Below are 25,427 nucleotides of genomic sequence, written 5' to 3' on the forward strand. Positions count from 1 at the left end.
CGCTCACTTCGCCGCCCCGCTCCCCCGCGAGGCGTTCTCGTTCGTCCCCGCGTGCGGGGCGGCGGCCGCGGCGTCGGCCTCCGCGGCCTCCCGGCGCACCGTGACGACCCGCTGGATCAGCGTGACCAGGCTCCCGACGGCGACGATCCACAGAGCGACCGGCAGCAGCACCTGGATGCCGGGCACGCCGAACTTGTGCAGTCCGGCGAAACCGGCCGCGACCAGCGAGATCACCAGGCGTTCGGCGCGCTCGACGAGACCGTTGACCGCGACGGGCAGGCCGATGGACTCGCCGCGGGCCTTGGTGTACGACACCACCTGGCCGCTGGCCAGGCAGAAGATCGAGACCGCGCAGAGAACGTTGTCGTGGCCGCTGCCCGCGTACCAGAGGGCGAAGCCGCCGAAGACGGCGCCGTCCGCCACCCGGTCCAGCGTGGAGTCCAGGAAGGCGCCCCAGCGGCTGGAGCGGCCGAGCTGGCGGGCCATGTTGCCGTCGACGAGGTCCGAGAACACGAAGAGGGTGATGACGACCGTGCCCCAGAAGAACTCGCCCCTGGGGTAGAAGACCAGTGCGCCCGCGACCACGCCGGCGGTGCCGAGGAGCGTGACCGTGTCGGGGCTGACCCCCCGGCGGATCAGAAATGCGGCGAACGGTGTGAGGACACGCGTGAAGAATGCACGCGCGTACTTGTTCAGCATGGCCTTCCCGACGGTCGGTGAGCCGCGCGGCCCTGCTGGCCACCGGCTGGCCCATCGTAGCCACGCGTGTGCGTACGCGAGGGACGGGCACCCGGGCCCCGGGTCACGTCCTGGTGGCGCCCGGGTCACGGCGCGATCGCGACGGACGGGGCACGCCCCGGCGTCGGGATCACGTCCTTCGTATGGACGCACCGTGACACGAGTGCAAAGCTCGAAGACACCGCGGGCGTCGTCGGAGCCGCCACTCACGCGGAGCCGGCCGCCCGCGCCCACAGTGACCTCACCGTGCACGGGAGGCAAGGCCATGGGCGACAAGGCGAACGCACACCCCGGAGCCGCCGGCAGGGCTACGGCGGCCGACCACCCCGCGTCCGTACGGAATGTGGTGCTGGTCGGCCACAGCGGATCGGGCAAGACGACTCTGGTGGAGGCTCTCGCGCTGACCGCGGGAGCGGTGAACCGGGCGGGCCGGGTGGAAGACGGCAACACCGTCTCGGACTACGACGACATCGAGCACCGGCAGCAGCGCTCGGTGCAGCTCTCCCTGGTTCCCGTCGCATGGGACGGGACCAAGATCAACCTACTGGACACCCCCGGATACGCCGACTTCGTCGGGGAACTGCGGGCCGGTCTGCGCGCCGCGGACGCGGCCCTCTTCGTCGTCTCCGCCTCCGACGGCGTCGACGGCTCGACGCGCATGGTGTGGGAGGAGTGCGCGGCCGTCGGCATGCCGCGCGCCATCGTGATCACACATCTGGAGGCCGCGCGGGCCGATTTCGAGGAGATGACCCGCGTCTGCGCCGAGGCGTTCGGAGCCGATGACCCGGACGCGGTGCTTCCGCTGTACCTGCCGCTGCACGGTCCCCAGGGACCCGACGGGCACGCGCCCGTGACGGGGTTGACCGGGCTGCTTTCGCAGAAGCTGTTCGACTACTCGGCCGGCGAGCGCAAGGAGTCCGAGCCCGGCCCGGAGCAGCTGCCGCGGCTCGAGGAGGCCCGCAACCGGCTCATCGAGGGCATCATCGCGGAGAGCGAGGACGAGACCCTCATGGACCGGTACCTGGGCGGCGAGGAGATCGACCTCGGCATCCTGGTGCAGGACCTGGAGCGGGCCGTGGCCCGCGGGGTCTTCTTCCCGGTCCTGGCCGCCGCCCCCGCCGCCGACGGTGCCCGCCAGGGCCTCGGCACGGTGGAACTGCTGGAGCTGATCACCGGCGGGTTCCCGACCCCGCTGGAGCCGGAGGCACCGACGGTCACCACTCCGGACGGCAAGCACCGTGAGCTGCAGCTCTGCGACCCGGCCGGGCCCCTCGTGGCGGAGGTCGTCAAGACGTCCTCCGACCCGTACGTGGGCCGCGTCTCGCTGGTGCGCGTGTTCTCGGGCACCCTGCGTCCCGACGAGACGGTGCACGTGTCCGGGCACGGCCTGGCCGACCGCGGACACGAGGACCACGACGTCGACGAGCGCGTCGGCGCCCTGTCCGCGCCGTTCGGCAAGCAGCAGCGCCCGCTGTCGCACTGCATCGCGGGCGACCTGGCGTGCGTGGCGAAGCTGAGCAGGGCCGAGACCGGGGACACGCTCTCGGCCAAGGACGACCCGCTGCTGATGCAGCCCTGGGAGATGCCCGACCCGCTGCTGCCGCTCGCCATCCAGGCGCACAGCAAGGCGGACGAGGACAAGCTGAGCCAGGGGCTGGCGCGGTTGGTCGCCGAGGATCCCACCATGCGGCTGGAGCAGAACCCCGACACGCACCAGGTGGTGCTGTGGTGCCTGGGCGAGGCGCACGCGGACGTCGCGCTGGAGCGGCTGCGCAGCCGGTACGGCGTGCAGGTCGACGTGGTGCCGCACAAGGTCTCCCTGCGCGAGACGTTCGCCGGCAGGTCCGCGGGGCGGGGCCGCCATGTGAAGCAGTCCGGCGGCCACGGCCAGTACGCGATCTGCGAGATCGAGGTGGAACCGCTGCCCGGGGGCTCCGGCATCGAGTTCGTCGACAAGGTCGTCGGCGGGGCCGTGCCACGGCAGTTCATCCCGTCCGTCGAGAAGGGCGTCCGCGCGCAGGCGGCCAGGGGCGTGGCCGCCGGCTATCCCCTCGTCGACGTCCGGGTCACGCTCCTGGACGGCAAGGCACACTCCGTGGACTCCTCCGACGCCGCCTTCCAGACGGCCGGCGCCCTCGCCCTGCGCGAGGCGGCGGCCGACGCCACGATCCACCTCCTGGAGCCGGTCGCCGAGGTGACGGTGCTCGTCGGCGACGACTACGTCGGCGCCGTGATGAGCGACCTGTCCGGGCGGCGCGGCCGGGTGCTGGGCACCGAGCAGACGAGCGGCGGCCGCACTCTCGTACGGGCCGAGGTACCGGAGTTCGAGATCGGCCGGTACGCGGTCGACCTCCGTTCCCTCTCCCACGGCACGGCCCGTTTCAGCCGCTCCTACGCGCGGCACGAGCCGATGCCGCCCCAGGTGGCCGAGAAGATCCGCCAACAGGCACAGGAAACCTCGTAGTCGGGTGCTGCTGCGGGGGGCGCCCGTCGGCGGACGGCTTCTGGGCCGTCCGCCGACGAATGTCCGCGCCTGCCGATACGCTGATGACCTGATCAAGTTGAGACGCGATCAGCGCGATGACCTGTTCAACAGGTGTGCGGAGCAAGGAAGTCGGGAAGGCCGCAGGAGCGGGTTCGGCGGCGATGGGGGCGGCAGTGACGGACGGATTCGATTTCAGCCCCGGGGCCCAGGTGCCCCTCTCGGGCTCCGCGGGCCAGACGGCGGCGACGTACGCCCTGGCGTCGGCGGCCTACCGGGACGCGAAGGTCGAGACGATCCTCGACGCGAACAACGAATGGCACCAGTCGGCCGTCAGCACCGGCCGCCCGTGGGCGAAGATCTTCCGGCCAAACCTCGGCGAGGCGTTCTCGCTGGCGGTGCGGGACCGCATGCTGGGCGCCGGCCGCAAGGCGCTCATCCAGTCCTTCGGCACCGAGCCGCAGGTGATCGTGGAGCACTGCCTGGCCGCCCACCGCATCCGCAGGGAGCGCGACAACTGGCTGTCGGCCGTGACGGTGCTGTGCGGGGTGCTGTTCCTGCCGGGGCTGCTGGTGTGGCTGGTGGTCTTCCAGATCCGCGCCACCATCGCCAGGCGGGACGACAAGCGGGCCCCCGCCCTCGCCACCACGCTGCTGGTCGCCGTGGGCGCCCTCGCCGTGATCTTCCTGATCCGTATGCCGTTCACCGGCTTCTGGGCGTGGTACGCACGCGCGTCGGTCGTCATGCCGGTCGTCGGCTGGTTCTGGGCGAAGCAGATCTGCGAGCGCACGGCGAAGGACCTGCGCGACCGCTGGGACAGCCTGCTCGCGGGCGGCGGCCTCGGCGCGAAGATCCCCGAGGCCGTACCCGGCAGTCCCGGCGAGACCGCCGCCGAGCGGCTGCGTCAGGCGCTCGCCCGGCTCAGCGCCGAGCAGCAGTCCAACTCCGTCTTCTACGCCGGGCCCAAGGGCATCCTCGGCATGGGCACGCGCTGGGGCAGTTGGCAGCTCGCCGAGGACCTGGTGTCGCGCGATCCGGGCAAGGAGATCCACCCCTTCCGCAGCTGGGACGTGATCAAGGCCATCCACGACCAGCTGCGCATGCTGGAGCGCGGCCCGCTCAACACCGGCGGTTTCCCGACGCCCTCCATCAAGCACTGGATCGTCAGCCCGATCGGGGAGAACGCGAAGGAGGTCTCCCGCCCCGCAGGCACCGACGTGGACGCGTACCGGATCAAGCCGCACGCCATACAGGAGATCTGCAACAAGCAGCAGTTCGGCAGCGGTGAGCGGCACTACCTGGGTGTCCAGTGGACCCTCTGGGACGGCCAGCTGATCATCACCATGATGATCACGGTGACGGTCCTGCACGAGACGCTGCGCATCGAGGTCACCGGGCATGCCCTGGGACCGGTGAACGGGCTGTTCACGACGAAGCCGTCGGCGCCGACCAAGAACGTGCAGAAGTCGGTCAGGTTCTGGGAGACCCGAGAGGTGAAGCTCCCGCTGGTCGACACGGACGAGGTGGTGCGGCTCGCGGTCCGCGCCCCGCTCACCGGATACCCGCCGCTGCTGAACTGGCTCGGCGGCTCGCTGACCCTGCCCGAGCCGTTCGGGTTGCGGCACGCCTGGGCGGACCAGCCGTGGCGCCACCGCTTCATGGCGGACGACGCGCTGCGCGCGGCCACGCCGGTGCTGCGGGTCGTGCACGCGGCGGCGATCCGGGTGCTGAAGGAGAACGGCGTCGACACGGAGAAGTTCGGCACGCGGTCGTCGTTCCTCAGCACGCAGGTGCAGGACCCGTCGCCGCGGAAGGCGGACGTGTACGACGCGTAGTGCCTCCGGCGGTGGTCGGCCGCCGGTGGGCGCCGCGCTCCCGGACCCGCTGCCGGCCCGGACGGTCCCGTCCGGGCCGCCGGACGGGCCGGGTGTCCGGGGGCCTTCGGCGGTCAGGTCGGGTCCGGCGCGCCCGGGTCCTTCGGCCAGGCCTCGGCGAGCATCTTCCGGGTGTCGGCCAGCAGTTGCGGCAGCACCTTGGTGTGGCCGACCACCGGCATGAAGTTCGTGTCGCCGCCCCAGCGCGGCACGATGTGCTGGTGCAGATGGGCGGCGATGCCCGCGCCGGCGACCGCGCCCTGGTTCATGCCGATGTTGAAGCCGTGGGCCCCCGAGGCGCCGCGCAGGGCGGTCATGGCCTGCTTGGTCAGCTCGGCGAGCTCCGCGGTCTCCGGCAGTGTGAGGTCGGTGTAGTCGGCGACGTGACGGTAGGGCACGACCATCAGGTGCCCGCCGTTGTACGGATACAGGTTGAGGACGGCGTACACCTGCTCACCGCGCTTGACGATCAGCCCGTCCTCGTCGGACTTGGCCGGGATCGAGCAGAACGGGCAGCCGTCGCCGGCTCCGGGGCCGGTCGGCTTGTTCTCGCCCTGGATGTAGGCCATCCGGTGGGGCGTCCACAGGCGCTGGAACGCGTCCTGCGTCCCCACTCCGATCTGCTGCTCCGGCTCACTCGTCATGCAGTGCAGCATATGGCTTCGCCCGTTCGCGGCGTGTCGGCGGGGCCGCGGGGACGGCGCGGGCCCCGAAGAGCCGAGGCTCCTCGGGGCCCGCGTCCGGCGAGAGCCGTACGGATCAGACCTGGGCCCGCTCCTCGACGACCTTCACGATCTTCGCGATGGCCTCGTCGAACGGAATGCCGTTCTCCTGCGAGCCGTCACGGTAGCGGAACGAGACCGACCCGCCCGACATGTCCTCGTCGCCCGCGATGACCATGAAGGGGACCTTCTGCTTCTGGGCGTTGCGGATCTTCTTCTGCATCCGGTCCGAGGAGGAGTCCACCTCGACGCGCAGGCCCTTCGCCCGGGCCGCCGCGGCGAACTTCTCCAGGTACTCCACGTGCGCGTCGCCGATCGGGATGCCGACCGCCTGCACCGGGGCCAGCCAGGCCGGGAAGGCGCCCGCGTAGTGCTCCAGGAGCACCGCGAAGAACCGCTCGATCGAGCCGAAGAGGGCCCGGTGGATCATGACCGGACGCTGCTTGGATCCGTCCGGACCCGTGTACTCGAGGTCGAAGCGCTCCGGCAGGTTGAAGTCCAGCTGGACCGTCGACATCTGCCAGGTGCGGCCGATCGCGTCCTTCGCCTGGACCGAGATCTTCGGGCCGTAGAAGGCCGCGCCGCCCGGATCGGGAACCAGCGGGAGACCCTGCTTCTCGGCGACCTGGCGCAGCGTCTCGGTGGCCTCCTCCCACGCCTCGTCCGAGCCGACGAACTTCTCCGGGTCCTTGGTGGACAGCTCCAGGTAGAAGTCCGTGAGGCCGTAGTCGCGCAGCAGGTTCAGCACGAAGGTCAGCGTCTTGTCGAGCTCGTCGGCCATCTGCTCGCGCGTGCAGTAGATGTGCGCGTCGTCCTGGGTGAAGCCGCGGGCACGGGTCAGACCGTGCACGACGCCCGACTTCTCGTACCGGTACACGGTCCCGAACTCGAACAGGCGCAGCGGCAGTTCACGGTAGGAGCGGCCGCGAGCGTCGAAGATCAGGTTGTGCATCGGGCAGTTCATGGGCTTGAGGTAGTAGTCCACGCCCTCGTCGAGCTGCATGGGCGGGTACATGCCGTCGGCGTACCAGTCCAGGTGGCCCGAGGTCTCGAAGAGCTTCCCCTTGGTCGCGTGCGGGGTGTAGACGAACTCGTAGCCCTCCTGCTCGTGGCGGCGCCGCGAGTAGTCCTCCATCACCCGGCGGACGATGCCGCCCTTGGGGTGGAAGACGGCGAGGCCGGAGCCGATCTGCTCCGGGATCGAGAACAGGTCCAGCTCGGCGCCGAGCTTGCGGTGGTCACGCTTCTCGGCCTCGGCCAGGAACTCCAGGTATGCCTTCAGCTCGTCCTTGGACGGCCAGGCGGTGCCGTAGATGCGCTGGAGCATCGGGTTCTTCTCGCTGCCGCGCCAGTAGGCCGCCGCGTTGCGCATCAGCTTGAACGCCGGGATGGCGCGGGTGGAGGGCAGGTGCGGACCGCGGCAGAGGTCCTTCCAGCACAGCTCGCCGGTCCTGGCGTCCAGGTTGTCGTAGATCGTCAGCTCGCCGGCGCCCACCTCGACGTCCGCGCCGTCCTCGCTGGAGGCCGAGCCCTTCAGACCGATCAGCTCCAGCTTGTACGGCTCGTCCGCCAGTTCCTCGCGGGCGGCCTCGTCCGTGACGACGCGGCGCGCGAAACGCTGGCCGCGCTTCTGGATCTCCTGCATCTTCTTCTCGACGGCCTTGAGATCCTCGGGCGTGAACGGCCTGTCCACGTCGAAGTCGTAGTAGAAGCCGTCCTTGACCGGCGGGCCGATGCCCAGTTTCGCCTCGGGGAAGATCTCCTGCACGGCCTGTGCCATCACGTGCGCCGTGGAGTGGCGCAGGATGTTCAGGCCGTCGTCGGAGGAGAGCTCGACGCCCTCGACGGTCTCGCCGTCCTTCACCTCGTAGCTGAGGTCCTTCAGCTCACCGGCCACGCGCGCGGCGATGATCGAGCGTTCACCGGCGAAGAGGTCGGCGGCCGTAGTGCCCGTCGTCACCACGCGCTCTTCCCGCTCGGAATCGCGTTGGATGATCACACGGACGTCTGACACCGGTCTCTCCTGACTGCTGGCGGATGCGGCGCCATACCTGGAGCGCGCGCATGACTGGGATCGTACCGACCGGGGGCCGCCCCCCGCGAAACGGCGACGTCACTCGCCGCCGCACGCCTCCTCGAAGAAGCCCAGGTCGTCCTGGAGCGACTTCATCAGCCGGTCCCGCTCGGCGTCGTCGACCTGCACCGGCGCCACCCCGGAGGGATCCACGAGCCGCCGGAAGCCGCCCCGGCTCTCCAGCCGCCCGTGCACCCGCAGCGGCAGCCCCACGAGATGGGCGTGGCCCGCGATCCGGTAGGCGTCCTCGTCGAGCGTCATCCGCACATGGGAGACCTCGGCCCCCGCGACGACCCGCAGCCGCACGTCGCCCGCTCCGCGGGGCCCCGTCCTGCGCAGCCGGACCACGGCCCCGGTGATCCGCACCGGCACGGACGGCTCCTCGCGCAGATAGCGGGCGGCGGCCTCGCGCAGCGCGGGCAGGTCGCCGGGCGAGAACTCGACCGGCTCCGCGGGGGTCGCGCAGTCCTCGGGGACGCCGGCGGCAGGCGCCCACTCCACGGCGATCCGGGCGCCTTCGGACCCCCGTACCAGAGCCACGAGCGCCTCGGTCAGCTCATGGCTCACGCCCGCCGCGACGGCCGCGTCGAAGGCGTCCATGCCCCCGGTGGCCCGCCGGTGGTCGACCGCCTCCCGGGCCGCGAACAGCGCCTGGTGCAGGCGCACGGCGAGCGGCCGGCCCGTGGGGACGGGCACGAAGGCGGTCAGCCGGCGGCCGCCGGGCGCGGCGCCGACCAGGACGTTCTCCAGCGTCGCGGCGGCGGGCCCGCGGTGCCGGGCGCCGTAGTAGCCGGCACGGGCCCGTGCCGCGAGCGCGCCCGCGAGCAGCATCCGGCGGGCCGCGGCGCGCAGCTGGTCCTCGACGTCCCAGGGCGCCGTGCCCATGACCGACGTGGGCACGTCCCGCCACCAGCGGATCTCGTCGCTGGGCACGGCGAGCCCGACCAGCACGTCGCGGGCGGAGGGCGAGCCGCTGCGGTACAGGGCGACGAGGGCCTCACCGAGCAGGTCGTCGCTGTCGGGGAAGGACCGGCTCTCCGGCACCAGCAGGCTCGTCCCCCCGCCGCCGGGGCCCGGCGGGGTCCAGCGGCCGTAGCGCCCGGGGGCGCCGCCGCGGCGCTGCCAGCCGTGGCGGTGCAGCAGGGCGCCGAGCACGGCCGGGTCGACCTGGTCCGCGGTGGGCGGCCGGCTCCACGGCGGTTCGGCCGGGTGCGGCCGGACGGTGCCGGACGGTTCGTCGACGGGACGGTGCGTCACGGTCTGCCTCCCGCTCCGACCCGGGTCATGATCTCGCACAGCGCGCGGTCGTCGAAGATGCGCGAGGTCGGAATGCGTACGGTGGTGCGGCGCCGCCCCGTGATCGGGTGTCCGGCGAGGTTGCTCCAGTAGCAGCAGTGCCGCAGGTCGAGGCGGTCGTGGCCGGCCCGCAGCCATTGGTCCTGCGACCGCGGGACGATCATCACGACGAGGATCTTGTGCACCGAGACGGGGGTGCGGGCGAGCTTCGCCAGATGCTCGTTGTCGAGGGTGAAGGAGAAGAAGCGGCCCGGGGGGTTCGGCGGGATCTGGTAGGTGCACTTGAGCTGCACCTTGATCGTGACCTCGTCGTCGACCGTGTGGCCGGGGGCGCTGTGGCTGACGTGCCAGTCGATGCCGTTGTCCGGGAAGGGCTGGGACAGCGAGCAGCCGGCCGCGGCGGCGACCGCGTGCAGATAGCCCACCTGCAGTGTCTCCATGCAGGCGGTGGTGGCGAGTGTGCCGCGATGGGGTGCCGTCCGTTCGGGCAGCAGCCCGCCCCGCTCGGGCTGCGCAATCGCCATGGCCAACAGCCTTCCCATTCAGGTGGATCGCCGCCGCGGGTCGCTGAACTGCAAAGACCCGTACTCGTGTTGTGTCCTTCCGGCGTACGGCGCAAACAGCCCGGGTATCACCAAACAGGGCAGAAGGCGGTTGTCAACTGCTGAAGGTGAACGAGGAGTTGGGTGCGCATGACGTGCTGGTACGAGGGCCCCCTGGCCGCATTCGACACGGAGACCACGGGCGTGGACGTCGAGACCGACCGGATCGTGTCGGCCGCCGTCGTCGTCCAGGACGCGCCGGGCGCCCGGCCGCGGGTGAGCCGCTGGCTGGTGAACCCCGGGGTGCCGGTGTCCGCGGAGGCGACGGCGGTGCACGGGCTGACGGAGGAGCATCTGCAGCGCAACGGCCGCTGGCCGTCGCCGGTGATGGAGGAGATAGCCAGGGAACTGGGGGCGCAGGCCGCGCGGGGCCGGCCGCTGGTGGTGATGAACGCGCCGTTCGATCTCACGCTGCTGGACCGGGAGTTGCGCCGGCACCGGGCGTCCTCGCTGGACCGCTGGTTCGCCTCGGCACCGCTGTGCGTGCTCGACCCGCGGGTCCTGGACAAACATCTGGACCGCTACCGCAAGGGCCGGCGCACGCTCACCGACCTGTGCGGGCACTACGGGGTCGTGCTGGCGGACGCGCACGACGCGGCGGCGGACGCCCTGGCCGCGATGGAGGTCGTACGGGCACTGGGGCGCCGTTTCGCACCTCGTCTGGAACGGCTGACGCCGACGCAACTGCACACGCTGCAGGCCGTGTGGCACGCGGCGCAGGCGCGCGGGCTGCAGGCGTGGTTCGCGCGCACGGGGACCGAGGAGCCGGTGGATCCGGCGTGGCCGCTGCGTCCCGAACTGCCGGCGGCGGCCTGATCCGGGGCGGCACCGGAGTCCACCCCCGGCATGCGAAAACCGGCCCGTCGACGACGGACCGGTCTTCTCCGGGTGGGCGATACTGGGTTCGAACCAGTGGCCTCTTCGGTGTGAACGAAGCGCTCTCCCACTGAGCTAATCGCCCGGGAACGCACTGAACAATACAGGTCCCGGCGGGTCTCCTTCAAACCGCTTCCAGATGTGCCAGGAGTCCGCGCCGTCCCGCCCGCATCATCAGCCGGTGGTTGGCGCGGAAGGCCGGCCGTCCCGGCACGGCGAGCCGACGCAGCAGCGGCTTGTGCACCTCGGCCACCTGCTCGTAGCGGGCGAGACTGCCCGCACCGGCCGCACCGACCGTCCAGCGGGCCCAGCCGCCGATGTCGCCGCTCGTCGAGACCTCCAGCACCCCGGCCGCCGGGTCCCGCCGCGCCTGGCGGACGGTGAGGGCCAGGTCGTAGGGCAGGAACGAGCGGACGCGGACGGTGCCCGTCGCGCCGTCGATCCGGTGCACCTCGCGCACCTGCGGCCACCAGCGGGGATAGTCCTCCACCCGCTCCAGCGCGGCGTACACCTCGCCGGGCGGCGCGGGCAGGACCCACAGGCTGCGGAAGTGGTACCGGTTCCAGTCCATGGGCGAAGTCTGCCCGCGCCGGGCCCCGCCGCTCGGCATCCCGGTACGGGCCTGAGTACCCGTACTCATGGGCTGCCACAGCGCAGGTGCCACACTTCAGGACATGACCGCCATACCACCCCCCGCCGAGGAGCTGCGGCTCATCGACGTCGAGCTTCGGCAACTGGACGCCCGCCGGGCCCAGTTGCTGGCCCGGCGGGCCCTGCTGACCGGCCCGCCCCGGCCGGCCGCCACGCCGCCCGCAGCGCTGCCCGCCACGCCGCCCGCGGCACCGCTCGCCGCACCGCCCGCCACGCCGGCCGTCCCTGCGGCCGTCCCCGCGGCCGTCCCCGCGGCCGTCCCCGCGGCCGTCCCCGCGGCCGTCCCCGCGGCCGGCAAGCGGCACGAGACCACCGCGCCCCGGGTCCAGAACGTGCTGCTCGTCCTCGGCGGCACCCTGCTGACCATCGCCGCGGTCGTGTTCACGCTGGTCAGCTGGGGACAGCTCGGGATCGTCGGGCGGTCGCTGGTGCTGGGCGCGGTGACCGCGGCGGCCCTGGGCGCGCCCGTCCTCCTGCTGGCGCGGGGGCTCCGCTCGACCGCGGAGGCGGTGGCGGGCCTCGGCCTGGCCCTGACGGTGCTCGACGCCTACGCCCTGCACGAGGTCGCGCTGCCGAGGGCCGACGGCCCTGGCTACACGGCCACGGCGGCGGTGGTCCTGGCCGGAGCGTGGTGGGGATACGGCAGGCGCCTCGGCTCCCTGCGCCTGCCCCACCCGGCCGCCGTCGCCGCCGCCCAACTCCCCCTTCCGCTGGGGGCGGTCGCGGTCGGCGGGGACGAGTACACGATCACCGCCGCGCTGCTGTCGACCGCCGCGGCCGGCACCGTGCTCGCGCTCCGCACGCCGCGGCGCCCGGTACGCATCACCGCCGCCGTCGGCGCGTGCGGCATGGGTGGCCTGGGCGTGCTGGTGGCCGGCGGGCTCTCCTTCCGGGCCGCCGGCCCGGGCGCCGCCGCTCGTGCGGCGGCGCTGCTGCTGCTCGCGGCGGCGATCGCGCTGGGCGTCGCGTGGCGGACCTCCGGGCGGGCCCTGGGCGCCGGTGCCGCGGTGGGCGGCGGGCTGCTCCTGGTGGCGGCGCCCGGGGGTGTCCTGCGCGCCTCGCTGCCCGCGGTGTGGACGGTGCCCGGCTACTTGGTGTGCGGTGTGGCGCTGCTCGCGGCCGTGCGCCGCCCGGTGCCCGGGCCCGTGCGCCGCGGCTTCGCCCGGGCTTCGGGGGCCGTGCAGGCAGGGGCGGTGGTGTGGGCGCTGCCCATGGTCGTCGCCGCGCTGCTGGGGCCGCTCGGCTGGACGGCACGGGTGTGGTCCGGGGCGCCGCGGGACCTGCGCGCCGCGGTGACGGTGGGGGCGCCCTGGCCACCGGACAAGGCCACCGCGGTGGTGGTGCTCGGGATCGTCGCGGTGGTGGCGGCCGGCGTCGCCCGCGCCGCCGCCGACTGGCGCGCGCCGGCCGCCGCCGGTGCCGTGGGCCTGGCATGGGCGGGCGCGCTCGTCCTTCCGGCGACGCTGGAACTGCCGTACGCGGCGGGGCTGTCGGTGCAGGGGCTGACGGTGGCGGCGGCCCTGGCCGGGGCGGCGTACGCGCGTCCGGCGGCGGTGTCCGCCACCGCCCTCGTGGTGTCCCTCCTCACCGCGGCCGGTCTCACCCTGCTCTCCCTCGCCTCCCGGGACGCCACCTTGGCGGTGCTCGCCTCGCTGACCGCGCTCTTCGCCCTGGCCGCCGTGCGCCCGCGGTCGACCGCTGTCGGCGCAAGCGCGTCGCTGGCCGGGGCGACGGGCCTGGCCTGTGCCGTGGGTGCCGCGGCCGGACTGCCGGCCCCGCGCATCGCGCTGCTGGTCCTGGTCGTCCCTGCCGTCGCGGCGGTGCTCGCGGCGCGGGTGGCCCGGGCCGCGGTCCCGGTCGAGGGCGCGGCCGCGGCCGCCGGGCTGGTGGCCGTGGGGCTGGCCGTCACGGACGGACCGATGCTGGCGCTGGTGCTGGGGCTGTGCGGGGTGATCGCCGCGGGCACCGCCCTGCGCGCGGACCGCCGTCGGGCCGGGTACCTGGCCGCCGTGCTGTTCGTGCTGGCCACGTGGGTGCGGTTGGCGTCCTGGTCGGTGGACGCCCCGGAGGCGTACACCCTGCCGGTGACCGTGCCGGCGCTGGTCGTGGGGTTCGTCCGGCGACGGCGGGACCCGTCGGCCTCGTCGTGGGCGGTGTACGGACCGGGGCTCTCGGTGACCCTCGTGCCCAGTCTGCTGACGGCCTGGGGCGACGCGGACTGGCCGCGCCCGCTGCTGCTCGGCGTGGCCGCGCTCGCCCTGACGCTGCTGGGTGCCCATCACCGCCTCCAGGCGCCGCTGATCCTCGGTGGCAGTGTGCTGGTGCTGGACACGCTGCATGAACTCGCGCCGTATCTCGTGCAGTTGGCGGGCCTTCTGCCCCGCTGGGTGCCGCCCGCGCTGGCCGGGCTGCTGCTCCTCGCGATCGGCGCCACGTACGAACAGCGGATCCGGGACGCCCGGCGGATGCGGGAGGCGCTGGGACGGATGCGCTGAGGGCCGGTCACCGGGCCCCGCCTGCCGGCTGTTCACCGGCTCTCTCCCGGCGGCGCAGGGTCCCCGCTCGCGAACTGCGCCGCCCGCGGGTCCCATTCCCCTTCGATCTGCCACTCACTGCCACTCGGGGCTCGCGGCCCACTTCTCCCGCCGTACGTCCGGAGAATTGGGACGGTGTTCTGGAATACGTCCGGCGGATTTCCGCCTGCCAAGGGGTCCGGCACGTTTCCCACCACGCGAGGGAATCCGCAAATCCGTTGCGGGAGGCGGTGTCGCGGACCCCCGGGGTGGCCGGTCCGTCCGTGGACGGCGGCCCGGTCTCGACGGCGGTGATCGCCCCCGGCGGCCGACGCGGCCTGCGCGTCGTGTGCGGCCCGCGGGGCCTCTGCCGGGCATGCGGCGGGACGTACGACGAGGGCGGCGCGGCCCGCTTCCTTCGCGAGCACGCGCCGCCCTCGGTGCTGTGGGCGATACTGGGATCGAACCAGTGACCTCTTCGGTGTGAACGAAGCGCTCTCCCGCTGAGCTAATCGCCCGGGCGCAGGAAGAAGGTTACCCCATGTCAGCGGGTGCCTCCGACCGTGGAGCGGATCACTGGTCCGTGATGTTCCACGGCATCGCGAGGCCGAACTTCCAGATGTAGACGCAGACGAGGACGGCCGTGATCGACAAGCCGATCGCCGTCAGGACGAGGTTGCGGCGGCGCACCTTGGGGTCGAGCGCACGCTGGGCCGCCTCCGTGACCTTGCGCTTCGTCCATCGGAGCACGAGCTGGGCCCAGACGAACTCGGTCGCCCAGATCGCCATGCCGGCGAAGATCACCAGCCAGCCCGGGCCGGGCAGCGGCAGCATCACCACGCCGCCGGCGACCACCGCGAGGCCGACGACGAAGACGCCCGCCTGCCAGCTCAGATGCAGCGCCCGCCGCGCCTTGACGAATGCCGGCGCCCGAGAACCGAGCGCTCGCTCACCCTTCGCCTCCCGCGGGGTCATGACGACCTCACCCCGCTCGTCACTCCCCGTATTCATAACCTCCAACCTACCGGAGAGAAACCGGTCACCGGAACGGTCGTACCGCCCGAACCGTATCTCGGCCGGAAGAGCTACCTAAAGCCAGGCAAAACCCTCAGAGGGGTTTACAACGGCACTGTAGGTGGCATGTCGATTTCGCCGACGTGCGAATCCCCGAGCGCACACTGAGCGAAAGGCCTTGGCGCTTATGAACACCACGGTCAGCTGCGAGCTGCACCTGCGCCTCGTTGTGTCGAGCGAGTCCTCACTGCCTGTACCCGCGGGACTGCGGTATGACACGGCCGATCCCTATGCCGTGCACGCCACCTTCCATACCGGAGCCGAGGAAACGGTCGAATGGGTGTTCGCCCGCGACCTCCTCGCGGAGGGTCTGCACCGGCCCACAGGGACCGGTGACGTCCGCGTCTGGCCGTCCCGCAGTCACGGCCAGGGCGTCGTCTGCATCGCCCTCAGCTCCCCGGAGGGCGAGGCCCTGCTCGAGGCCCCGGCGCGGGCCCTCGAGTCCTTCCTGAAGCGGACGGACGCGGCCGTGCCCCCCGGCACGGAGCACCGTCATTTCGATCTCGACACGGAACTCTCCCACATTCTGGCCGAGAGCTAGCGCGAGACAGCAAGCCGCCCGGCGCCGTCCACTCGGGGAGACGGCTCGGGCCAGGACAACCGCATACGGCACACCGGGCGCCGTCACCGCGAGCCCACGCGGAGGCGGCGCCCGGACATGCACGGAGAGTGAGAACCCCGGTGCACGACGTGACGGAAACGGGCGACGACGATGACCGGAAACCGTCGCCGTCGTCACCAGGCATCGCCGTCTCGGCCTGCGGCGGCCCCCCGGCGGCGGTGAGCCGCTAGGCTCGGCCAGCATCGGCGGGCGCCCGCCCGACCTTCAGGCCAGGGAGCGACACGTGCTGATCACCCACGACACCCGGTGCGCGCTCGACCTCGTGGTGGATCTGGTGAACACCGCCCCGGAGGGCGACGAGCCGGACGCCCTCCCGGACGTCGCCGCCCTGCACGCCTTCGCGCGCAGCCATGAGCTCAGCGACGTCAGGGCCCTGTCGGAGTTCGACCTCTCGGCGGTGCGCAAGATCCGCGGGCGGTTCTCCGCGGTCTTCGCCGCGGCGGACGCCCGGACCGCGGCCGGGCTGATCAACGAACTGGTGGCGGCGGCGGGGACGACCCCCCGGCTGACCGACCACGACGGCTACGACTGGCACGTGCACTACTTCGCACCGGGGGCCTCCGTCGCCGATCACATCGCCGCGGACTGCGGGATGGCGCTGGCGTTCTTCGTGGTGGCCGGGGAGCAGGAGCGGCTGCGCCGCTGCGAGGCACCCGACTGCCGTCGCGCCTTCGTGGACCTGTCCCGCAACCGCTCCCGCCGCTACTGCGACAGCCGCACCTGCGGCAACCGCCTCCACGTGGCCGCCTACCGGGCACGCCGGAAGGAAGCGGCGGGCTGAGGGGCGAGCCGCCCTCTGCGGTACGGCGGGCAGGGCACGAGCCGCCCTCCGCGGTGCGGGGACCGCGGCCGGGGAGCGAGGCGTCGCGATGCGGGTGGCGGGGCTGACGGAGCCCTCGGCGGGTGACGCCAGGGGCTCCGCATACGGCTCAGAGCAGCAGCAGGTCGTGCAGTGATGCCATGAGCAGCAGACAGCCGATCACCGCAAGGAAGATCATCAGCGGTGGCTGGGAAAGCGCGAAGAGACAACCCCGGCGCTCCTCGGGAGGGGCAACGGTGTCGCTCTGGGTTCTGTCCAGCATCTCGCGGCGATGATGACGCAGCAGGGACCCGCTACGCGATCAACACGCCCGGAATGTCAGGGAGTTCGCCAATATCCGCTCCGTGTGGAACGAAGATGATCTCGGCGTGCGCCCCTGTGATCACCGGGCGTCGCGGTCCGACCGCCGTGCATTCCGAGCCGTCATATGCCGTGCTTCTTGAGGATGGCCTCGATGTCGCTGAAGTCGTCCGCGGCGTCGGTCCTCCGGGGAGCGGTCGTGGGCCCGATCGCCCGCCGGTCCCCGGCGTCCAGGGCGGGCTCGGAGGCCGGGGGAGCCTCCCCCCGCCGCCGGGCGGCCTTCGCCGCCCTGCGCTCCTTGCGGGTGCCGCCGCCCCGGCGCTCCACGGCCCGCGTGGTCGCGAACAGGAGCCAGGCGGCGCCGAGCACGCCGAAGCCCGCCCACGCGGTGGGGCTGAAGGCGGTGCTCGCCAGCCATCCCACGACCCCCGTCATCACCAGACCGACGGGCAGGAGCGCGTACGCGGCGATGCGGGCCGCCGCGAGGAAGCGCTTGCGATAGGCCGTGACCGCGGCGATGCCCAGGCCGGCCGCGGAGACGGCGGAGCAGACTGTCTCGGCGATCATCCGGTCCTCCAGGCGTGGTCGGTCGGCGGGGCGGGTTCGTCCCTTCCATCCTGCACCGCCCCACACCCGGTGTGCCACGGCCGGACCGGACCTCAGGGAGATCTCCGGGTCGGCTCCTCCTCAGGGTGCGGGCCCGTCTCCACCCTCGACGCCACGGACCCCGGCCGCCCCTCCGCCCCGGCCGCGGGGGCAGGTCAGGGGCACCCCGCCGATGCTGGGAGACTGGTGACCATGAGTGACTCCTCCCCCGCGCCCGCCGCCCCCGTTCTGGACGTGTGGTGCGAGCTCCAGTGCCCCGACTGCCGCAGCGCCCTCGACGACCTGCGCGCCCTGCGCGCCCGGTACGGCGACCGGCTGGAGCTGCGGCTGCGCCACTTCCCGCTCGACAAGCACCGGCACGCCTTCGCCGCCGCGCAGGCCGCCGAGGAGGCGCTGGAGCAGGGGCAGGGCTGGGCGTACGTCGAGGCCGTGCTCGGGCGGGTCGCGGAGCTGGACCGCAAGGGGGAGGCGTTCCTCGTCGAGGTGGCCGGCGAACTGGGGCTGGATGCCGAGGAGTTCGACACGGCGCTGATCGACGGCCGGCACATCCTGGTCGTGGACGCCGATGTGGCCGAGGGTAAGGCGATCGGCGTCACCGGCACCCCGACCTACGTCATCGGGGGTGAGCGCCTCGACGGCGGCAGGAGCCAGGAAGGGCTGCGCGGGCGCGTCGAGGCGATCGCGGACCGGCTGCTGGCGGAGCGGGAGGCCTGACCGCCCGGGCCCGGTGCCCTGCGCCCAGTGCCCTGCGCCCCGCGCCCTCCCGACGACGGGTCCGGCGGTCACACCAGCGGCTTGTACAGCACGTACCGCGTCGTCGCGTACCCGAGGGACTCGTACAGCCGCTCGGCCGGAGTGTTCCCCGCGAACACGTTGAGGCCGAGGGCACGCCGGCCGGCGGTGATCGCCTGGACCTCCGCCAGCAGCATGAGCGTGCGCCCGTGCCCCCGGCCGCGGTGGGCCGGGTCGGCCTCGACGTCGAAGACGAAGGCGGACCCCTCGCGCAGCGCCACCCACAGGGTGCCCACGCGGGTCCCCTCGTGCTCCAGGATACTGAAGAGCATGTTCTCGGTGCCGGACCCCTGTGGCAGGAACAGCTCGTGGTCGCGCCGGGCCTTGGCGTACGCCGCGGCCTCCGGTACGCCCCGCTCGATCCAGGTGCGCGCGTAGTGCTCCGACTGGTAGGCCAGCCACGCGTCGTACTCGGCGCCGCTCATGGGCCGTGCGCGGCTGCCGGCGGGCAGCTCGGGCGGGGTGCCGCCGAGCCGCTTCTCCATGCCCCGGTTGCGCAGGACGTAACCGAGCGTGCGCGTGAGCCGCAGTGCCGCCTCCGCGTCCGCGGGAACGTCCGTCTCGATCTGCCGGCAGCCCCAGCCGCGCGCCACCTCCTCCGCGGCGAGCGCGGCCACCGTGCCCCGCCCGCGCCGCCGGTCGGGTTCCTCGATGCGCAGGTCCAGGATCCGGGCCACCGTGTCGCCGAGGGCGGGAGAGGTGCCGAGGCGGAGCACTCCCACGGGGCGGCCGTTCACGCACACCTGGTAGCGGCGCGAACGCGTCCCGTCGTCCGCGTGCTGAAGCGGCTCGGTCGGCCGCAGGGTCGTGGTCATCAGGGGTGTTTCTACCCGGCCGGTGCGCCTGCGTCATCCCATATTCCGCCCGCCCGTCCCCCGGCGGCGCCCGGGAGGACGAGGGTCAGGGATCCAGGTCGTCACCGGCCCGCTCGTCGAAGATCCGCATGGCCTTGGCGGTCACCGGTCCCGGCGCGCCCGGCAGTTCGCGGCCGTCGACCCGGTGGACGGCCTGGACGTCCCGCAGCGTGGAGGTGAGGAACACCTCCTCCGCCCGCTCCAGGACGTCCAGCGGGAGGTCGGTCTCCTTGGCGCCGGTCCACTCGACGGTGAGCGCACGCGTGACGCCCGCGAGGCAGCCGGAGGACAGCGGCGGGGTGTGGATCTCACCGTCGAGGACGACGAAGACGTTGGACCCGGTGCCCTCGCAGAGCTGTCCGACCGTGTTGGCGAACAGCGCCTCGGAGGCGCCCTGTCGGGAGGCCCGGGCGAGCGCGACGACGTTCTCGGCGTACGAGGTGGTCTTGAGACCGGCCAGCGCTCCGCGCTCGTTGCGGGTCCACGGCACGGTGATCACGGCGGTGGAGTCGGGGCGCCGGGCGGCCTCACCGAGGGCGACGACGAGGGTCGGGCCCGCCTCGCCGCGGTCGGAGCCGAGCGGCCCGTGACCGCCGGTGTAGGTGATCCGCAGCCGGCCGAGAGGCATCGGGTTGGCCTCCAGCACGGCGGCGCAGGCGCGGCGGACCTCGTCGAGGTCGGGGTCCGGGAGGCCCAGGCCGCGCGCCGAGCGGGTGAGCCGGTCGAGGTGGCGGCTCAGCGCGAACGGCCGCCCGTCCGTGGCCTTGACGGTCTCGAAGATGCCGTCGCCGACGGTCAGTCCGTGGTCGAGGACGGAGACGCGGGCGGACTCGAGGTCCTGCAGTCTGCCGTCGAGCCAGAGCTTCACTGGTCATTACCTCGCAAGATGGTGGCGGAAGCGTCGTCCGGCGCGTGTGCCCGGCCCGGCTCCGCGCCGGCCGTGCCCCCGGACGGGACGTGCCCCGGACGGGCACGGTACGTGGGGGTCACCGCGGTCCCGTGTCCTGGTACTCCCCCGACGCTACCGCGAGCAGCCGGGCGGCCTTCAGCTCGGTCTCGCGCCATTCGCCCTCCGGGTCGGAGCCCCAGGTGATGCCCGCACCGGCGCCGAAGCGCAGCACGGCCCCGCCGCCGGCGGTGCGGTCGATCCAGAAGGTGCGGATGCCGACGGCCAGCTGGCCCACCCGCCGGTCCGCGTCGACCCAGCCGACCGCGCCGCAGTAGGGACCGCGGGGCGCGGTCTCCAGGGCGTCGATGATCCGCAGGGAGCTCGACTTGGGGGCACCGGTGATCGACCCGGCCGGGAACGTGGCGGCGAGGAGTTCGGGCCAGCCGGCGTCCGCGCGCAGTTCCCCGCGGACCGTGGACACGAGGTGGACCAGGCCCGGGTGCTTCTCGACGGCGCACAGGTCGGGGACGGTCACGGTGCCGGTGGCGCAGACACGCCCGAGGTCGTTGCGGACGAGGTCCACGATCATCACGTTCTCGGCGTGGTCCTTCTCCAGGAACTCCGCCTCGGTGGTCGCCGTTCCCTTGATCGGACCGGATTCGACGACGCGACCGTCGCGGCGCAGGAACAGCTCGGGGGACGCGGTGGCCGTCTCGACGCCGTGCTCCGGCAGACGAATCGTTCCTGCGTACGGGGCCGGGTTGCCGCGCGCCAGCACGGCGGTCAGGGCGTCCACATCGGCGTCGGGCGCCACCGGCGCGGACAGCACACGACAGAGGTTGACCTGGTAGACCTCGCCGGCCGCGATGTGCTCGCGGATCCGCCGCACGCCCGCCGTGTACGCCGCGCGGTCGAGCGAGGACGTCCAGTCACCGGCCGACGGCCCCCGCCACCGGCCCGGCACGGGGGTGGGCACGGGCTCCTCCCGTACGTCGCCGAAGCGGGCGCAGGTCAGACGCCCCTCGTAGTCCGCGCACACGGCCCAGAAGCCCGAGGAGTCGAGCGCCGCGGGATCGTTCGTGACATCGAGGAGACCGGTGGCGACGCGATGGCCGAAACGGGCGAGGGGAGGCAGGTCTTGCACGCAGCCGAGTCTATGGCCGGTGACCGGCCGGTGGCCCGGACGAGGTGCCCCGGGCGCCCTGACCACGTCCTCGGCCGGGCGCAGGGCAGCACGCTGCGCAAACGCGTTTTTGTACTGGCCCCGGAATCCGCTAGAGTTCAACACGTCGCCGGGACGCGCGAGCGTACCGAAACGACAGGCGGACGTAGCTCAGTTGGTAGAGCGCAACCTTGCCAAGGTTGAGGTCGCGAGTTCGAGCCTCGTCGTCCGCTCGAAGGAACCAGGGGATCCCACGATCCCCTGCACTCCTGGTGGAGTGGCCGAGAGGCGAGGCAACGGCCTGCAAAGCCGTCTACACGGGTTCAAATCCCGTCTCCACCTCCAAGGACGATTAGCTCAGCGGGAGAGCGCTTCCCTGACACGGAAGAGGTCACTGGTTCAATCCCAGTATCGTCCACTGGTTCGCTCGGGCCCGTACCATCGGTCCGCTCGGATCCTCGCGCGATTAGCTCAGCGGGAGAGCGCTTCCCTGACACGGAAGAGGTCACTGGTTCAATCCCAGTATCGCGCACGCGACACCCACGGCCGCCTCCCCGGAGCGATCGTGGTCCCGAGGACGATTAGCTCAGCGGGAGAGCGCTTCCCTGACACGGAAGAGGTCACTGGTTCAATCCCAGTATCGTCCACACACCGAAGCCCCCGGCCCTGCGGCCGGGGGCTTCTTCGTGCGGCTCAGCTGGAGAACAGCATGTGGCCGAAGCTCTTGTGGCGGTGGTGTCCGTAGTGCCCCTGGTGGCCGCCGTGCTGGGCACCCCAGGCGGGGGCGGCCGGGTAGGCCTGCGGGGCGGGCGGAGGCGGGGCGGGCTGCGCCCACTGGGACTCCAGTCGGGTCAGCGCCTCCAGCTCCCCGTAGTCCAGGAAGATGCCGCGGCACCCGCTGCACTGCTCGATCTGGACGCCGTTGCGGTTGTACGTGTGCATCGGCGCGTGACACTTCGGACACTGCATGCTCGGCTCAACTCCTCGCCGGTCGGTGGGGCTTCGCCAGGTAGGGACTCGGTCCGAACCTGGTCGGTTGCAGCCTACGTCGTGAACCCGTGCGCCAACCCCGGCGGAATGATGACCATTCGGACACAGGTGTCGACGACCGCGCGCTCCACCTCGTCCAAGGGGCGACCCGCGGCCACGGACTTGGCGATGGCGAGGGCCGCGGTCTGCACGGTGAGGGCGCGGGCCGGGACGTCGAGCGCGGGCCAGGGATCACCGGCGGGCGGGACGGCCGGGCCGCCCTCCTGCCGGTAGGCGGTCAGGAAGCGGGTCCACTCGTCGGGCGGCAGCAGGCCGCAGGCGTACCAGGCGGCCGGGCGGGCCAGGTCCCACGCCGGGTCGCCCACCCCGAGGTCGTCGACGTCGATGAGGAGCCAGGGGCCGGTGCCCGCGGGATGGCGGACGAGCTGGCCGAGATGCAGGTCGCCGTGGCAGAGGGCGCCGCCGGGCGGCACGGGTGCCTCGTCCCGGGCCCAGGCGGGCAGCGCGCTCCAGGCCCGCAGGACGGGTTCGGCGTCGGGGTGGGGGTCGGCCGCCCGCAGACGCCGGATCGCGCGCGCGGCCTTGGCGGGGCCGCGCATCGGCGGGAGGCCGGCGGCGGCGGGCGCCTGGTGCAGCCGGGCAAGGAGGGCGGCGGCCTCCTCCCAGGGCGCGGCCTGCGGGGCGTCGGGGTCGACGGGGCTGCCGTGGGGCCAGAAGGTCACGAGGCGGCCCTGGAGACCGACCGGGGCGGGGCGGAGCGGGGCGAGCAGTGTGCCGGCCAGCCGCGCGGCGGTGGCCAGACGGAGGGAGAGCGCGACGGGATCGGTGCCGGGGGCGTGGGCCTTGGCGACGGTGCCGCCGTGACGGACCACGGTGGAGTCGTCCCGGTCGGCCAGGACGGTGCCGGGCACGGGGCAGGCGCAGGCCGCACCGGCGTCGCCGTGCGCCGCGCCGTGCGCCTCGGCGAGCAGCGCGGGCAGTAGGACGGCTGCGGTCACGGGTCCTCCGGTGTGGGTACGGCCCTGTGCCGGGAGCCTACGCGGACGGGACCCGGCAGGCGGCGACGGGGCCTGGTGCCGCGGCCGGGCAGGTCGGTGGCGGACAGCGGGCGGCGGGCGGACGGGAGCGGTCGGTCGGACCGGTGGCCGGCCGCATGTCGCCGGCGGGGCGCCGCCGTCGGACGCGTGGCCCCCGGAGGTGGCACACCGGGCCGCGGGCATGACAACGCCCGCGCAGCTCCCCAGCTGCGCGGGCGTCTGTGCCGTCCGCCGCACCCCCGTCCCCACGGGGTTTCATGGGTGGATGTCCCCGCCCGGACCGCTCTTCCGGGCCTGGGGCGCCGCTCAGCGCCCCAGCATCACACCCACGGACGACGCCTGTGTGACCACTGCCTCCCAGCCGCCGAAGGCGTACACGAGCAGGGCCGCCAGGGGAAGGACCATCGCGGTCGCCACCAGCGGGTGGCGGCGGCCCTGGCGGCGGGTGCCGAACGCGGCGCCGTACGCCTTGCGTCCCTGCGTGCGGATCAGTGTCCGCGGTGCCGTGTGGGCCATGGTCCCTCTCCTGACCTCTGTGCTGTGGTTCTTGGGAGCGGCGGGTGTCTGACCTCGGGGGACGAGTGCTGCACCCGCCGCTTGACCTCAAATCTAGGCGCCGGGCGGGTGGGGGTCGTCATGCCTTCGTACCGATTGCCTGGCCTCCCGGAGGATGAGCGATGACCTGCGGTGTACTCCCCTGGGTGGAGATGGGGCCCTGGGTCTCAGGGTCTTCCCCGAGGGGACGGTGGGGTGCGCGGTACGCGCGCCGGGTGACCTCGCTCACGTCGGCCCCCGCCCCCCGCGCGGTGGACCTGGCCGGACATCGGCCGCGCTCGCCGGCACCTCGCGGGCGCCCGGCGTGCGCACCGGTCCCCGGCCGGCTCGGCCCGATCACCCCTCCCTGCCAATCGCCCTTCACCGCAGGGCCGTTGGGACAACGGGCAGCGTGCCGCCATTGCGTCCACAGCTGCCCTGACCGCCTGTCAAGTTTCCCGCCCGGCAGTGACAATCGATCGGGGGAGAGGGCGCGGCCTCTGCGCGCACCCGGGCGTGGAAACGTAAGCTGTGGCTCGTCAGACGGACCGGGCAGCGGGGATGGACATGGCGATGATGCGCCTGAGGCGTGAGGACCCGCGTGTCGTCGGCTCGTTCAGGATTCACCGGCGGCTCGGCGCGGGCGGCATGGGCGTCGTCTACCTCGGGTCCGACAAGCGGGGGCAGCGGGTCGCGCTGAAGGTGATCCGGCCGGACCTGGCGGAGGATCAGGAGTTCCGGTCGCGGTTCGCCCGCGAGGTCTCGGCCGCGCGGCGGATTCGCGGCGGGTGCACGGCGCGGCTCGTGGCCGCCGATCTCGACGCGGAGCGCCCGTGGTTCGCCACGCAGTACGTGCCCGGCCCCTCCCTGCACGACAAGGTGGCCGAGGAGGGACCGCTCGCGGCCGCCGACGTGGCCACCGTGGGCGCCGCCCTCTCCGAGGGGCTGGTGGCGGTGCACGAGGCCGGGGTCGTGCACCGCGATCTGAAGCCGTCCAACATCCTGCTGTCCCCGAAGGGGCCGCGGATCATCGACTTCGGCATCGCCTGGGCGACCGGCGCCTCGACGCTCACCCACGTCGGCACGGCCGTCGGGTCACCCGGCTTCCTCGCCCCCGAGCAGGTGCGCGGCGCCGCCGTCACCCCGGCCACGGACGTGTTCTCGCTGGGAGCCACGCTGGCCTACGCGGCGACCGGCGACTCGCCCTTCGGGCACGGCAGTTCCGAGGTGATGCTCTACCGGGTCGTGCACGAGGAGCCGCTGCTGCACGGCGTGCCGGACGCGCTGGCGCCCCTCGTGCGGGCCTGTCTGGCGAAGGACCCCGAGGAGCGCCCCAGCACGCTCCAACTCTCGCTGCGGCTCAAGGAGATCGCGGCCAGGGAGGCCCAGGGGATCGCGGACGTGCGACCGCCGGCACAGCGCGGCGGGGCCGACCGGCCCTCGGCACGGCCGACGGAGCAGTACACCGCGCAGCACACCGAGCGCCGCCCGCAGGGTCAGGGTGCTCCCCCGTCCCGGGGCAGCGGCCGGCGGCCGGGCATCCGTCCGGCCGCCACGCAACGCGGCACCACCCGCTCCGGTGCCACACCCCGTGCCACGGGCAGCACCCGCACCGGAGGACGGCCCGCGCCGCGCAGCGGGACCGGACGGCCGGCTCCGCGGAACACCGGGACCGGGCTGCGCCCGGCCAACCCGCGACTGCTGCGCCAGCGGCTCTTCGTGTTCGTCGTGGTGACCCTGCTGGCTGCGCTGGGCATCGCGGCGGCCCAGGGCTGCCAGGGGCCGGCGCGCGGACTGGACGACGGGGGCGTGCGCAAGGACCCGCGGCAGGAGCGGTCGTACGCTCCCCCGCACGGCGATCCGACGGCCGGCCGCCACGGAAGCGGTCCGGGCCGGGACGCCTGAACGGCGCCCGCCGG

23 protein-coding genes, 7 tRNA genes and 1 pseudogene are annotated in these 25,427 nt (G+C 73.2%); 14 read left to right on the forward strand and 17 right to left on the reverse strand.

Annotated features, from left to right (window positions below; genetic code table 11):
• Positions 1–3: 3 nt before the first annotated feature.
• Positions 4–754: pseudogene (gene pgsA / locus ACFYMU_RS09955) on the reverse strand (phosphatidylinositol phosphate synthase).
• Between the two features lie 249 nt (positions 755–1,003).
• Here pgsA and ACFYMU_RS09960 point away from each other — a divergent pair.
• Complete coding sequence (locus tag ACFYMU_RS09960) at positions 1,004–3,202, forward strand: elongation factor G-like protein EF-G2 (protein WP_388370643.1); 2,199 nt, start codon at positions 1,004–1,006, stop codon at positions 3,200–3,202.
• Positions 3,203–3,384: 182 nt separating this feature from the next.
• Entirely contained in the window at positions 3,385–5,055 is a 1,671-nt protein-coding gene (locus ACFYMU_RS09965) for a hypothetical protein (protein ID WP_388370646.1), read from the forward strand.
• 113 nt (positions 5,056–5,168) lie between these two features.
• Here ACFYMU_RS09965 and ACFYMU_RS09970 read toward each other — a convergent pair whose 3' ends face one another.
• From ACFYMU_RS09970 to ACFYMU_RS09985, 4 genes are all read right to left on the reverse strand, one after another.
• Positions 5,169–5,750: an HIT family protein gene (locus ACFYMU_RS09970; protein WP_388370649.1), complete on the reverse strand. Its 582-nt coding sequence runs from the start codon at positions 5,748–5,750 to the stop codon at positions 5,169–5,171.
• Between the two features lie 103 nt (positions 5,751–5,853).
• A complete protein-coding gene (gene thrS / locus ACFYMU_RS09975) occupies positions 5,854–7,830 on the reverse strand; it encodes a threonine--tRNA ligase (RefSeq protein ID WP_388370651.1) in 1,977 nt (658 codons plus the stop codon).
• A 99-nt stretch (positions 7,831–7,929) separates the two neighbouring features.
• On the reverse strand, positions 7,930–9,147 hold the full coding sequence (locus ACFYMU_RS09980; protein WP_388370654.1) for a hypothetical protein: 1,218 nt from the start codon (positions 9,145–9,147) through the stop codon (positions 7,930–7,932).
• Complete coding sequence (locus tag ACFYMU_RS09985) at positions 9,144–9,710, reverse strand: DUF4365 domain-containing protein (protein WP_388370656.1); 567 nt, start codon at positions 9,708–9,710, stop codon at positions 9,144–9,146. Before ACFYMU_RS09985 ends, ACFYMU_RS09980 begins: the two co-directional genes overlap by 4 nt.
• A gap of 168 nt (positions 9,711–9,878) precedes the next feature.
• Between ACFYMU_RS09985 and ACFYMU_RS09990 the strand changes: the two genes are divergently transcribed.
• The gene (locus tag ACFYMU_RS09990) at positions 9,879–10,604 is read left to right on the forward strand and encodes a 3'-5' exonuclease (protein WP_388370659.1); all 726 of its coding nucleotides are present in this window, start codon (positions 9,879–9,881) and stop codon (positions 10,602–10,604) included.
• A 73-nt stretch (positions 10,605–10,677) separates the two neighbouring features.
• Here the strand turns inward: ACFYMU_RS09990 and ACFYMU_RS09995 are convergent.
• Positions 10,678–10,749: transfer RNA gene (locus ACFYMU_RS09995), tRNA-Val, on the reverse strand.
• Between the two features lie 39 nt (positions 10,750–10,788).
• Positions 10,789–11,235: an SRPBCC family protein gene (locus ACFYMU_RS10000; protein WP_388370661.1), complete on the reverse strand. Its 447-nt coding sequence runs from the start codon at positions 11,233–11,235 to the stop codon at positions 10,789–10,791.
• A 103-nt stretch (positions 11,236–11,338) separates the two neighbouring features.
• Here ACFYMU_RS10000 and ACFYMU_RS10005 point away from each other — a divergent pair, with 103 nt between their 5' ends.
• Complete coding sequence (locus tag ACFYMU_RS10005) at positions 11,339–13,810, forward strand: SCO7613 C-terminal domain-containing membrane protein (RefSeq protein WP_388370665.1); 2,472 nt, start codon at positions 11,339–11,341, stop codon at positions 13,808–13,810.
• Between the two features lie 269 nt (positions 13,811–14,079).
• Complete coding sequence (locus tag ACFYMU_RS10010) at positions 14,080–14,301, forward strand: hypothetical protein (protein WP_388370667.1); 222 nt, start codon at positions 14,080–14,082, stop codon at positions 14,299–14,301.
• Here the strand turns inward: ACFYMU_RS10010 and ACFYMU_RS10015 are convergent.
• Together ACFYMU_RS10015 and ACFYMU_RS10020 are read right to left on the reverse strand one after the other, a co-directional pair.
• Positions 14,275–14,346, reverse strand: a tRNA-Val gene (locus tag ACFYMU_RS10015). The genes ACFYMU_RS10010 and ACFYMU_RS10015 overlap by 27 nt on opposite strands.
• A 55-nt stretch (positions 14,347–14,401) precedes the next feature.
• Positions 14,402–14,839: a TIGR02611 family protein gene (locus ACFYMU_RS10020; RefSeq protein WP_388370670.1), complete on the reverse strand. Its 438-nt coding sequence runs from the start codon at positions 14,837–14,839 to the stop codon at positions 14,402–14,404.
• Positions 14,840–15,029: 190 nt separating this feature from the next.
• Here ACFYMU_RS10020 and ACFYMU_RS10025 point away from each other — a divergent pair, with 190 nt between their 5' ends.
• Entirely contained in the window at positions 15,030–15,443 is a 414-nt protein-coding gene (locus ACFYMU_RS10025; protein ID WP_003959770.1) for an SsgA family sporulation/cell division regulator, read from the forward strand.
• A gap of 304 nt (positions 15,444–15,747) precedes the next feature.
• A complete protein-coding gene (locus ACFYMU_RS10030) occupies positions 15,748–16,305 on the forward strand; it encodes a CGNR zinc finger domain-containing protein (protein WP_388370673.1) in 558 nt (185 codons plus the stop codon).
• Positions 16,306–16,453: 148 nt separating this feature from the next.
• Here ACFYMU_RS10030 and ACFYMU_RS10035 read toward each other — a convergent pair whose 3' ends face one another.
• Both ACFYMU_RS10035 and ACFYMU_RS10040 read right to left on the reverse strand, forming a co-directional pair.
• Positions 16,454–16,606: a hypothetical protein gene (locus ACFYMU_RS10035; RefSeq protein ID WP_265559548.1), complete on the reverse strand. Its 153-nt coding sequence runs from the start codon at positions 16,604–16,606 to the stop codon at positions 16,454–16,456.
• Positions 16,607–16,767: 161 nt separating this feature from the next.
• Positions 16,768–17,211 carry a hypothetical protein gene (locus tag ACFYMU_RS10040; RefSeq protein WP_388370675.1) on the reverse strand — a complete coding sequence of 148 codons (444 nt, stop codon included), beginning with the start codon at positions 17,209–17,211 and terminating at the stop codon, positions 16,768–16,770.
• 231 nt (positions 17,212–17,442) lie between these two features.
• Between ACFYMU_RS10040 and ACFYMU_RS10045 the strand changes: the two genes are divergently transcribed.
• A complete protein-coding gene (locus ACFYMU_RS10045; RefSeq protein WP_388370678.1) occupies positions 17,443–17,964 on the forward strand; it encodes a DsbA family protein in 522 nt (173 codons plus the stop codon).
• A gap of 68 nt (positions 17,965–18,032) precedes the next feature.
• Here the strand turns inward: ACFYMU_RS10045 and ACFYMU_RS10050 are convergent, their stop codons facing one another.
• The 3 genes from ACFYMU_RS10050 to ACFYMU_RS10060 all read right to left on the reverse strand — a co-directional run bounded on the left by ACFYMU_RS10050 (position 18,033) and on the right by ACFYMU_RS10060 (position 20,929).
• Entirely contained in the window at positions 18,033–18,857 is an 825-nt protein-coding gene (locus tag ACFYMU_RS10050) for a GNAT family N-acetyltransferase (RefSeq protein ID WP_388370680.1), read from the reverse strand.
• An 85-nt stretch (positions 18,858–18,942) separates the two neighbouring features.
• Positions 18,943–19,764 (reverse strand): aminotransferase class IV, encoded by an 822-nt coding sequence (locus tag ACFYMU_RS10055; RefSeq protein ID WP_388370683.1) that lies wholly within the window; start codon positions 19,762–19,764, stop codon positions 18,943–18,945.
• A 118-nt stretch (positions 19,765–19,882) separates the two neighbouring features.
• The gene (locus tag ACFYMU_RS10060) at positions 19,883–20,929 is read right to left on the reverse strand and encodes a chorismate-binding protein (RefSeq protein WP_388370686.1); all 1,047 of its coding nucleotides are present in this window, start codon (positions 20,927–20,929) and stop codon (positions 19,883–19,885) included.
• Between the two features lie 178 nt (positions 20,930–21,107).
• On the opposite strand from ACFYMU_RS10060, the gene ACFYMU_RS10065 reads away from it, so the two are divergent.
• The 5 genes from ACFYMU_RS10065 to ACFYMU_RS10085 all read left to right on the forward strand — a co-directional run bounded on the left by ACFYMU_RS10065 (position 21,108) and on the right by ACFYMU_RS10085 (position 21,594).
• Positions 21,108–21,180: transfer RNA gene (locus ACFYMU_RS10065), tRNA-Gly, on the forward strand.
• Between the two features lie 38 nt (positions 21,181–21,218).
• Positions 21,219–21,292, forward strand: a tRNA-Cys gene (locus ACFYMU_RS10070).
• A 1-nt stretch (position 21,293) separates the two neighbouring features.
• Positions 21,294–21,365: transfer RNA gene (locus ACFYMU_RS10075), tRNA-Val, on the forward strand.
• Between the two features lie 42 nt (positions 21,366–21,407).
• A tRNA-Val gene (locus ACFYMU_RS10080) sits at positions 21,408–21,479 on the forward strand.
• Positions 21,480–21,522: 43 nt separating this feature from the next.
• Positions 21,523–21,594: transfer RNA gene (locus ACFYMU_RS10085), tRNA-Val, on the forward strand.
• Between the two features lie 46 nt (positions 21,595–21,640).
• Here ACFYMU_RS10085 and ACFYMU_RS10090 read toward each other — a convergent pair.
• The 3 genes from ACFYMU_RS10090 to ACFYMU_RS10100 form a co-directional block, all read right to left on the reverse strand.
• Positions 21,641–21,916 carry a zf-TFIIB domain-containing protein gene (locus ACFYMU_RS10090; RefSeq protein WP_388370688.1) on the reverse strand — a complete coding sequence of 92 codons (276 nt, stop codon included), beginning with the start codon at positions 21,914–21,916 and terminating at the stop codon, positions 21,641–21,643.
• Positions 21,917–21,990: 74 nt separating this feature from the next.
• Positions 21,991–22,935: a phosphotransferase family protein gene (locus tag ACFYMU_RS10095; RefSeq protein WP_388370691.1), complete on the reverse strand. Its 945-nt coding sequence runs from the start codon at positions 22,933–22,935 to the stop codon at positions 21,991–21,993.
• A 345-nt stretch (positions 22,936–23,280) separates the two neighbouring features.
• A complete protein-coding gene (locus ACFYMU_RS10100; protein WP_388370694.1) occupies positions 23,281–23,490 on the reverse strand; it encodes a hypothetical protein in 210 nt (69 codons plus the stop codon).
• A 579-nt stretch (positions 23,491–24,069) separates the two neighbouring features.
• On the opposite strand from ACFYMU_RS10100, the gene ACFYMU_RS10105 reads away from it, so the two are divergent.
• Positions 24,070–25,413 carry a serine/threonine-protein kinase gene (locus ACFYMU_RS10105; protein ID WP_388371388.1) on the forward strand — a complete coding sequence of 448 codons (1,344 nt, stop codon included), beginning with the start codon at positions 24,070–24,072 and terminating at the stop codon, positions 25,411–25,413.
• Positions 25,414–25,427: the final 14 nt, after the last annotated feature.

The organism is Streptomyces sp. NPDC007264 (assembly GCF_042869095.1).
Classification (GTDB): domain Bacteria; phylum Actinomycetota; class Actinomycetes; order Streptomycetales; family Streptomycetaceae; genus Streptomyces.